Annotated in this window: 7 protein-coding genes and 2 pseudogenes; 2 read left to right on the plus strand and 7 right to left on the minus strand. The window is 63.3% G+C overall.

The genetic code is table 11. The annotated features are described in order from the left end of the window. The 3 genes from H8B02_RS42495 to leuC all read right to left on the minus strand — a co-directional run. Positions 1-472, minus strand: a 472-nt coding sequence (locus tag H8B02_RS42495; protein WP_229171678.1) for a DarT ssDNA thymidine ADP-ribosyltransferase family protein, incomplete at its 3' end; no start/stop codon positions are given. Next, positions 465-1,856 (minus strand): 3'-5' exonuclease, encoded by a 1,392-nt coding sequence (locus tag H8B02_RS42500; protein WP_229171679.1) that lies wholly within the window; start codon positions 1,854-1,856, stop codon positions 465-467. The genes H8B02_RS42495 and H8B02_RS42500, both read right to left, overlap by 8 nt. 75 nt (positions 1,857-1,931) lie before the next feature. Continuing rightward, positions 1,932-3,338, minus strand: coding sequence for a 3-isopropylmalate dehydratase large subunit (leuC, locus tag H8B02_RS42505; RefSeq protein WP_229171680.1), 1,407 nt, complete (start codon positions 3,336-3,338; stop codon positions 1,932-1,934). Positions 3,339-3,363: 25 nt separating this feature from the next. Here leuC and H8B02_RS42510 point away from each other — a divergent pair, with 25 nt between their 5' ends. Further along, the gene (locus H8B02_RS42510) at positions 3,364-3,528 is read left to right on the plus strand and encodes a hypothetical protein (protein WP_229171681.1); all 165 of its coding nucleotides are present in this window, start codon (positions 3,364-3,366) and stop codon (positions 3,526-3,528) included. Positions 3,529-3,806: 278 nt separating this feature from the next. On the opposite strand, the gene rplS is transcribed toward H8B02_RS42510, so the two are convergent. From rplS to H8B02_RS42530, 4 genes and pseudogenes are all read right to left on the minus strand, one after another. Next, entirely contained in the window at positions 3,807-4,187 is a 381-nt protein-coding gene (gene rplS / locus H8B02_RS42515; protein ID WP_092126446.1) for a 50S ribosomal protein L19, read from the minus strand. Positions 4,188-4,295: 108 nt separating this feature from the next. Next, positions 4,296-5,056, minus strand: a pseudogene (gene trmD, locus H8B02_RS42520) (tRNA (guanosine(37)-N1)-methyltransferase TrmD). A gap of 9 nt (positions 5,057-5,065) precedes the next feature. Next, entirely contained in the window at positions 5,066-6,148 is a 1,083-nt protein-coding gene (locus H8B02_RS42525; protein ID WP_229171682.1) for a quinone oxidoreductase family protein, read from the minus strand. Between the two features lie 162 nt (positions 6,149-6,310). Then, positions 6,311-7,509 (minus strand): annotated as a pseudogene (locus H8B02_RS42530) (MFS transporter). Between the two features lie 171 nt (positions 7,510-7,680). Here H8B02_RS42530 and H8B02_RS42535 point away from each other — a divergent pair. Continuing rightward, positions 7,681-7,848 (plus strand): LysR family transcriptional regulator (locus H8B02_RS42535; protein WP_229171683.1); only part of this gene is annotated, 168 nt, incomplete at its 3' end.

The raw sequence follows: 7,848 nt of genomic DNA on the forward strand, positions 1-7,848 counted from the left end.
GTGATCCACGATACGCGACCCACGTGCCCTTTCGTTTCACCGACGGCTTGAACAACGCCTCGAAGCCAGCTTCACCCTTGCCCCGCTTTGTATGCTCATAGATGTTGTTCGTCGTCGAAAAATAGACGCCATCGTCGTCCAGTAAGGCTGGATCGAAGCTCATTATAACCCAATAGATGTCCTTACCGGCATGCCATTTCAGTGAAAAGCGAAAGAGATTAGCGGTGATCTCTGAGATACTTAGATTGACATAGTCGATCCAGTTCTCTGTTCGGTCGAACCAATCTTCGGCCTCTGCTCGAAACGGCGCATTCAAAGTCAGTATGTGCTCAAGCTGTTCTTCGGCTCTCAACTTGTGCCGAGGATAAACGAACCCCGAGTGCAGGCAGCCAGTAAGGCCCCGATTTGTTGAGAAGTGAACAATCTCTTGGATATTGCGCTCTTCTGCCAATTTCGAGACGGATTTAGACATTGCGTTCCTCGAAAGTGCCCGCTGGAAAATACTCCACTAAGCTAGATGCTTCGCCCGGTTTATAGCCCAATATGACTGACTTTCGCGCCCGAGCGACGGCCATCGCCAGAAGTCGTCGCAACGTCTGCAGCTGATCGTCGTCAGCTCCCTCGCCGTGAGGAGTGACCTGGGCGTTCAAGCCGAGAATGATCACATGATCAAATTCAAGACCCTTTGCACTTTGCATCGTCGACAAAGCAATGTTGGCCCCGCTCGTGGGCCACTCAGGTTCGCGCGTAATCTCTTCGAACTCAATGTGCTGGCAATTTAAGCGCTTTCGCACTTGATCGAACCAGCCGAGCGGATGGAGAAAGGCTACAGTGTCCTCGTCTAGATTGATTTTATCGTTGACGTACGAAATCGCTGCGTCAAGTTGAGCTGAGTATTTGCCGAGAAGCACAAGAGGCTGCGGTCCGTGTCTCGTGGCGTGTCGTAAATCGGGCAGAGTGCCATCGTCATCCACCGTCAGGCCAGAGAGCAATCCTCGAGCGAAATTTGCAATCTCGACTGTGTTTCGGTGATTTTGCTCGAGTCGGTAAAAGCGCGCTTGCCGCGCGTCGATCCCGGCCTCAGCCCAAGTGTATCCTCGAGGATAGAGTCGTTGTGCGGTGTCCAAGACAAGCGTCAAAGCGCTAGTTGGCGCCAAGTGTTTGACTACCGAACGCAACTGGTTTGCAGAAAAATCCTGTGCTTCATCGACTACAATAATTTCGTAGTTCTCTGTAGGTAGCGCACGAACCCTTTGAGGCAGATCTTCCCAGTCTATTCTGCCGATCCTTCTTATCGATCCGCGGTAGTCATTGATTACGGCAAGCAATCGCTCTCTGGTTGACCGATCTACTCGTGGGGCAATTCCGCGACCGGTCCGTTCCACATCAAGATAGGAATCGTAGTTTTTGGGCGAGAACCGACCAAGGATATATTCTATCTCCGAAAGCAAGAACTCGTTCTGGAGTTTGATGCCCCGTTGGCGAGCAAAGCCCAAAATTGCCGTTGAACGACGTGAATTTATCTGCGGATTATTCGTCAGGTGAACTGCCCACTGAGCATAAGTGCTCACCGTGAGGTCGACACCGCCAGTGCGACTTGCCTGCTCCCTTGCCAAAGCCTCCACATACCCTCGAAGCGTCCGGTTGTAGGTAAGCACCAGAGCTTTGACGGCGGCCGTCGACCCCGTCCTCGAATGCTGGGATCGGAACATGTCCGAAAGATTTCGCAGGCGCAGCAAGGCAGTGGTTGTTTTCCCACTGCCCGCTGCTCCGCGGATAATTTCAATTCCTACGCGAGTGTCCCCAATAATGCGCAATTGCTCGGGGGTTGCTCTGGGAGAGCCCAATACCTTCATCAGAAATCCGGCTGCAAAATACTGAGAGTTGCAAGTTAGCCGGAGACTATCAGAAAGAGAAGGGCGCTCTACAAGTTACCGCCAGTCGCGGACGTCGACGAAGTGTCCGGCGATCGCGGCGGCCGCGGCCATCGCGGGCGACACCAGATGGGTGCGGCCCTTGAAGCCCTGGCGGCCCTCGAAGTTGCGGTTCGAGGTCGAGGCGCAGCGCTCTTCCGGCTTCAGCTTGTCCGGGTTCATCGCCAGGCACATCGAGCAACCCGGCTCGCGCCATTCGAAGCCGGCCGCAACGAAGATCTTGTCGAGGCCTTCGGCTTCCGCCTGCTCCTTCACGATGCCCGAACCCGGCACGATCATCGCGTTGACGCTGGCGTTGACGGTCTTGCCCTCGGCGACCTTCGCCGCGGCGCGCAGGTCTTCGATGCGGCCGTTGGTGCAGGAGCCGATGAAGACGCGGTCGAGCTTGATGTCGGTGATCTTGGTGCCGGCGGTCAGGCCCATATATTTCAGCGCGCGGTGCTTGGAGAGCCGCTTCGCCTCATCCGCGATCTTGTCGGGATCGGGCACGATGCCGGTCACCGAGATGACGTCCTCAGGGCTCGTGCCCCAGGTGACGATCGGCGGCAGCTTTGCGGCATCCAGTCGCAGTTCGTGGTCGAAATGCGCGCCCTCGTCGGAGCGCAGCGTCTCCCAGTAGCGCATCGCGGCATCCCAGACCGCGCCCTTCGGCGCCTTCGGGCGGTCGCGCAGGAAGTCGAACGCCTTCTGGTCGGGCGCAACCAGGCCGGCGCGCGCGCCGCCTTCGATCGACATGTTGCAGACCGTCATGCGGCCTTCCATCGAAAGCGCACGGATCGCCTCGCCGGCATATTCCAGCACATAGCCGGTGCCGCCGGCGGTGCCGATCTCGCCGATGATCGCCAGGATGATGTCCTTGCCGGTCACGCCTTCAGGCAATTTGCCGTCGACGATCGCGCGCATGTTCTTGGCCTTCTTCTGGATCAGCGTCTGCGTCGCCAGCACGTGCTCGACCTCGGAGGTGCCGATGCCGTGCGCGAGCGCGCCGAACGCGCCATGCGTCGAGGTGTGGCTGTCACCGCAGACGATGGTGGTGCCGGGCAGCGTAAAGCCCTGCTCCGGGCCGATGACGTGGACGATGCCCTGACGCTTGTCGAACTCGTTGTAATATTCGATGCCAAATTCCTTGGCGTTCTCCGCCATCACCCGCATTTGCTCGATGCTTTCCGGATCGGGGTTCGGCTTCGAGCGGTCGGTGGTCGGGATGTTGTGGTCGACGACGGCGAGCGTCTTCTCGGGCGCGTGCACCTTGCGGCCGGCGGCGCGCAGGCCTTCGAACGCCTGCGGCGAGGTCACCTCGTGGACCAAATGGCGATCGATATAGAGCAGGCAGGTGCCGTCCTCGGCCTCGTGGACCAGATGGTCGTTCCAGATCTTGTCGTACAGCGTAGTCGGTTTGGACATGAGCTTCAGCTCCAGAAGAAATTCAGTGGTGGATGGCGTTAAGCGCGTCTCGGCGCGCGAGCAGGCGACAGCGTCCGGGCAGCGTTACGCTGCGCGCGTAAGCTCAGACGTTGCCGACGTCGCAAAGCGTCCGAAGAAGCGGCCGGGCAGCCGCGAGCGATCGTCGATCACGACGCGCTTGCAGGTCTGACTTGGGCAGCGCTGGCTTGCTTGATCCGGAACCATTCTAAATTTCTATCACAGGGCTTGCGCCCGCGACAATCGATCGATTGCGCGGGTGCCCCTGTCGTCATTGCCGGGCTCGACCCGGCAATCCATCCATCTCGAGCAAGAAGCTTCGCTTCTCGATGGATGCGCGGGTCAGGCCCGCGCATGACGAGTTGAGGCGTGTCCTCGATATAGGTATGCCGCAACGAAAAAGCGCGGGGCAGGCCCCGCGCTTTCGGTCACATCCCCTGAAGGGAAACGTTACTCGCCAACGGCGGTCTGGCGGTCCTGCTTCTCGACAATGCGGGCCGACTTGCCGCGCAGGCTGCGCAGGTAATAGAGCTTGGCGCGACGCACCTTGCCGCGACGCACGACCTTGATCGAGTCGATCATCGGCGACATCACCGGGAAGACACGCTCGACGCCTTCACCGTAGGAGATCTTGCGCACGGTGAAGCTCTCGTTGAGGCCATGGCCGGAACGGCCGATGCAAACGCCTTCATAGGCCTGCACGCGGGTGCGTTCGCCTTCGACCACTTTCACGTTGACGATGACGGTATCGCCGGGTCCGAATTCCGGGATGGTCTTGGTGGCGGCGAGCTTGTCGAACTGCTCTTTTTCGAGCTGCTGAATCAGGTTCATCGAAATCTCCATCGGCGGCGCGCCCAGCCTGTGCGGGCTGCGCAAACGTCCATCTATCCTGCGCGTGTGCGGATTAGGCCGTGCCTATAAGGCAAAGCGCAGGGTTTGTCACCCGTCTGTCGTGTTTTTTGTCCCTCGCGGAGCGGCTTTTTGGCCGGCCTTCCGGGCCCAGAGATCGGGCCGCCGGACCGCCGTCAGGGCCTCGGACTGGGCCAGCCGCCAAGCCGCGACCTTGGCGTGATCGCCGGAAATCAGGATTTCCGGGATCTGGCGGCCCTCGAACTCCTGCGGACGGGTGTATTGGGGGTATTCCAGTAGTCCTTCGGAGAAGCTCTCCTCGGTTCCCGAGGCCAGCTTCCCCATCACCCCCGGCAACAGGCGAACGCAGGCGTCGATCAGCGCCATCGCGGCGATTTCGCCGCCGGACAGCACATAATCGCCGATCGAGACCTCCTCGAGCCCCCGCGCCTCGATCACCCGCTGGTCGATGCCCTCGAAGCGGCCGCAGACGATCAGGGGCCCGGGCCGGCCGCGAGCTCCGCGACGTGGGTCTGGCTCAATGGCCGACCCCGCGGGCTCATCAGGAGGCGCGGGCGGTCCGGCGCAATATCAGCGGCATCGATCGCCGCCGCCAGCACATCGGCCCGCAGCACCATGCCCGGGCCGCCGCCGGCCGGCGTGTCATCGACGCTGCGGTGCTTGTCGGTCGCCGACGCCCGGATGTCGCGCGCCTCCAACGCCCAGAGACCCGTGGCCAGCGCCTTGCCGGCGAGGCTCACGCCGAGCGGTCCCGGAAACATGTCCGGGAACAGGGTCAGCACGGTGGCGCGCCAGGGAGTCGCTTGGGACGGGGTCTCTTGCGATGTCATGGCCTCTGGTTACGGCACCACGGCCGTGAGGTCGAGGCTCTGCATCATCGCGGCGGCATCCACCGCACGGCGGAAGTCGGCAAGCTTGAAGGTCGAGACGTTGATCTTGCGCAGATCCAGCAGGCCTTCGGCGGCAAGGCCGGCGAGTTGGCCCGGCGCCGTCCGATCGTACATGAACTGCCCGACCACCTCCCAGTCATTGGCCAGCATCTCGCGGAACGAAAGTTCGAGCGGCACCTCGGCGCTGCCCATCAGCACCATCCGGCCGCCACGGCGGAGCGCGCGCAGGCAGGACAGCGTGGTCGAGGTGCTCTTGGCGGCGCCGAGCAGGTCGAGCGCGACATCGGCGCTGCCGCCGGCGGCGCGGCGGATGATCGAAAGATCGGCGGCGGCATCGCCGGTCGCGACAGCGGGAATGACGCGCGGGCCGAATGCATCGCGCAATTGCTCGAGCGCGGCCTGCTTGCGTCCGACCGCAACGACGCGGCCCGCGCCCATCGCGACCGCGAGCATCACGCCGCCCGAGCCGAAATAGCCGGTCGCGCCGTTGACGATGATGGTCTGTCCGCCGCGCAGGCCGGTGCGCTGCAATCCGCCGAACGGCACGATCAGTTTGGCGAGCCCGATCAGCTCGGTCGCCGGCTTGTCGTCGAGATTGGCAAGGGGCGTGACGCAGGCGGCAGGCCAATGCGCGATCTCCGCAAACACGCCGTCGCGCCAGCGCGCCTGCAGCGCGAGCGCCTCCGGCGTCGTCACGGTGGCGGTGAGGCCGATCAGGATCTGCGGCGGATCGCGATCCGGCACGTCGCCGCGCAGATGCGGGCTGAGGAACACGCGGTCGCCGCTTCGGACGTGCGTGACGTTCTCGCCCGTGGCGACGACGCGCGCGATCGCGTTGGTGCCCGGCACGAACGGCATCGGCGGCAGGCTGTAGGGCAGCGCGCCGGACAGCAGCTTGTTGGTATAGGACAGCACCATGCCGGCTTCGATCCGGACCACGACGCCATCGGGCGCGGGCCCGGGCGTTGCGACATCCTCGAAGCGAAGATCATTGTGGGCGTGCAGCCGCCAGGCCTTGTGCGTGCTTGTCATTGGGATGCTCCGTGACACCATTGCTTAAGTAGCCCGGATGGAGCGAAGCGCAATCCGGGAATCATGCAAGCAACGAGGAGCGGTCCCGGATTTTGCGGAGCCTGTCATCGGGCGCGCATTCGCGCGACCCGTTGGCTTCATCCGGGCTACGGACTACGGGCTTCACGCCGTCGTTGGATCGTCGGCAAGATGCCGCGCGAGTGCGATGGCAAGCGGACAGATCGCCAGCGCCGTGAGCGCGGTCGCTGCCGTCGCGAGCGTCGGGCCGAGCGCGTCACCGAGCAGGCCGTAGAGCACAGGCGCGGTCGCACCCGATCCGATGGTGCCCGTGTAGAACAGCGCGAAGGCGCGCTCGGTCTGATGCGGCGGCGTGAGCTCGGGCACCGTGCCATAGAGCACCGAAGAGGTGCCGTTGAGCATCACGCCGAGCACGGGCAGCAGCACGATGGACGGTGCCAGCGGCAACGCCAGCACAGCCACGATCAGCGCCGCCGTGCCGCCTTCGGTGATGAGCACGGTGCGCAGCGTGCCGACGCGCTCGCCGAGCCAGCCACAGGTGAATTTCCCGGCGCGCCGCCGATGAAGACCAGCGCCAGCGCGAGGCCGTTGGTCGGCAGCGAGGCGCCCTTGTCGCGCAACAGGAACGGCAGGAAGGTGAGAAAACCCATCCTGACCGCGGTGTCGAGGATTCCGATCGCGAGCAGCCAGTGGAAGCCGCCGCCGGCGCCGTCACGGCGCGATGCGGCGGTGGCCTTGTGCTCGGCGCCCTTGCCGACGGACGGCATCCAGAGTGCGATGCAGATCGCGACAAGCAGACCGGCAAAGGCGAGCACGAGCAGCGTGTGCCGCCACGACATGATCACGAGCAGGATCGAGGTCAGCGCCGGGATCGCGGCCTTGCCGAGATCGCCGGAGAAATTGTAGATGCCGAGCGGGCCGCGCGCAGCCGCGCCATAGGCGCGCGACACCGCGGCCGATGCGATCGGGTGCTGCGTGCTCGAGCCTGCGCCGGAGAGCGCGAGCGCCAGGCCAAGTCCGATGACGCCGCCGGAGAATCCGGCGAACACATAGCCGAGCGCCGACAGTGCCGTGCCAGCGATCAGGATGATCTTGCCGTCGATCCGCTCGGCGATGCGTCCGACCGGAATCTGCAGCCCGGCCATGGCGCCGGCATAGAGCCCGCGCAGCAGCGCCAGCAGCCCGTAGCTCAGCGCGAACTCCGCCTGCCAGACCGGCAGCAGCACGTAGATCAGGTCGGTGTAGCCGTCATGGAGGGCGTGGTTGAGCCCGGTCACCGTGAGTGTGCGCGTCGCCCTGGCCTGGCGGGGACGGGATGTGCCGGCTTCCACGGACACGCTCATCGCCGCCATCCAGAACGAGAAAAACTAAAGATGGATCGGCCGCGCATCGGAGGGAGCCTTCGAAAAGAAGAGGTATGTGAGTGGCTTGCTCCGCCATATGCGCCTGATCGGTCGATGTCACAAATCAGTAATAATCGGATCATGCGTTAGAAAATCTGGTATTGAGGGGGCATGTTCGTCCCACGCCGCAGCCTGCCGCCGCTCAATGCCGTCCGCGCCTTCGAGGCCGCCGCGCGGCTCGGCAGCTTCAAGGAAGCGGCCGCCGAGCTCAGCGTGACCCATGGCGCCGTCAGTCAGCAGATCCGGCTGCTCGAGGAGTGGCTGGGCGCGCCCGCGTTG

Origin of the sequence: Bradyrhizobium altum (assembly GCF_020889705.1) — a bacterium.
GTDB lineage: Bacteria > Pseudomonadota > Alphaproteobacteria > Rhizobiales > Xanthobacteraceae > Bradyrhizobium > Bradyrhizobium altum.

What these genes read in the sequence shown, in the direction of transcription:
- H8B02_RS42500 (WP_229171679.1), bottom strand. Translation starts at nt 1,856, where the DNA reads ATGAAGGTATTGGGCTCTCCCAGAGCAACCCCCGAGCAATTGCGCATT.
- leuC (WP_229171680.1), bottom strand. Translation starts at nt 3,338, where the DNA reads ATGTCCAAACCGACTACGCTGTACGACAAGATCTGGAACGACCATCTG.
- rplS (WP_092126446.1), bottom strand. Translation starts at nt 4,187, where the DNA reads ATGAACCTGATTCAGCAGCTCGAAAAAGAGCAGTTCGACAAGCTCGCC.
- H8B02_RS42525 (WP_229171682.1), bottom strand. Translation starts at nt 6,148, where the DNA reads ATGACAAGCACGCACAAGGCCTGGCGGCTGCACGCCCACAATGATCTT.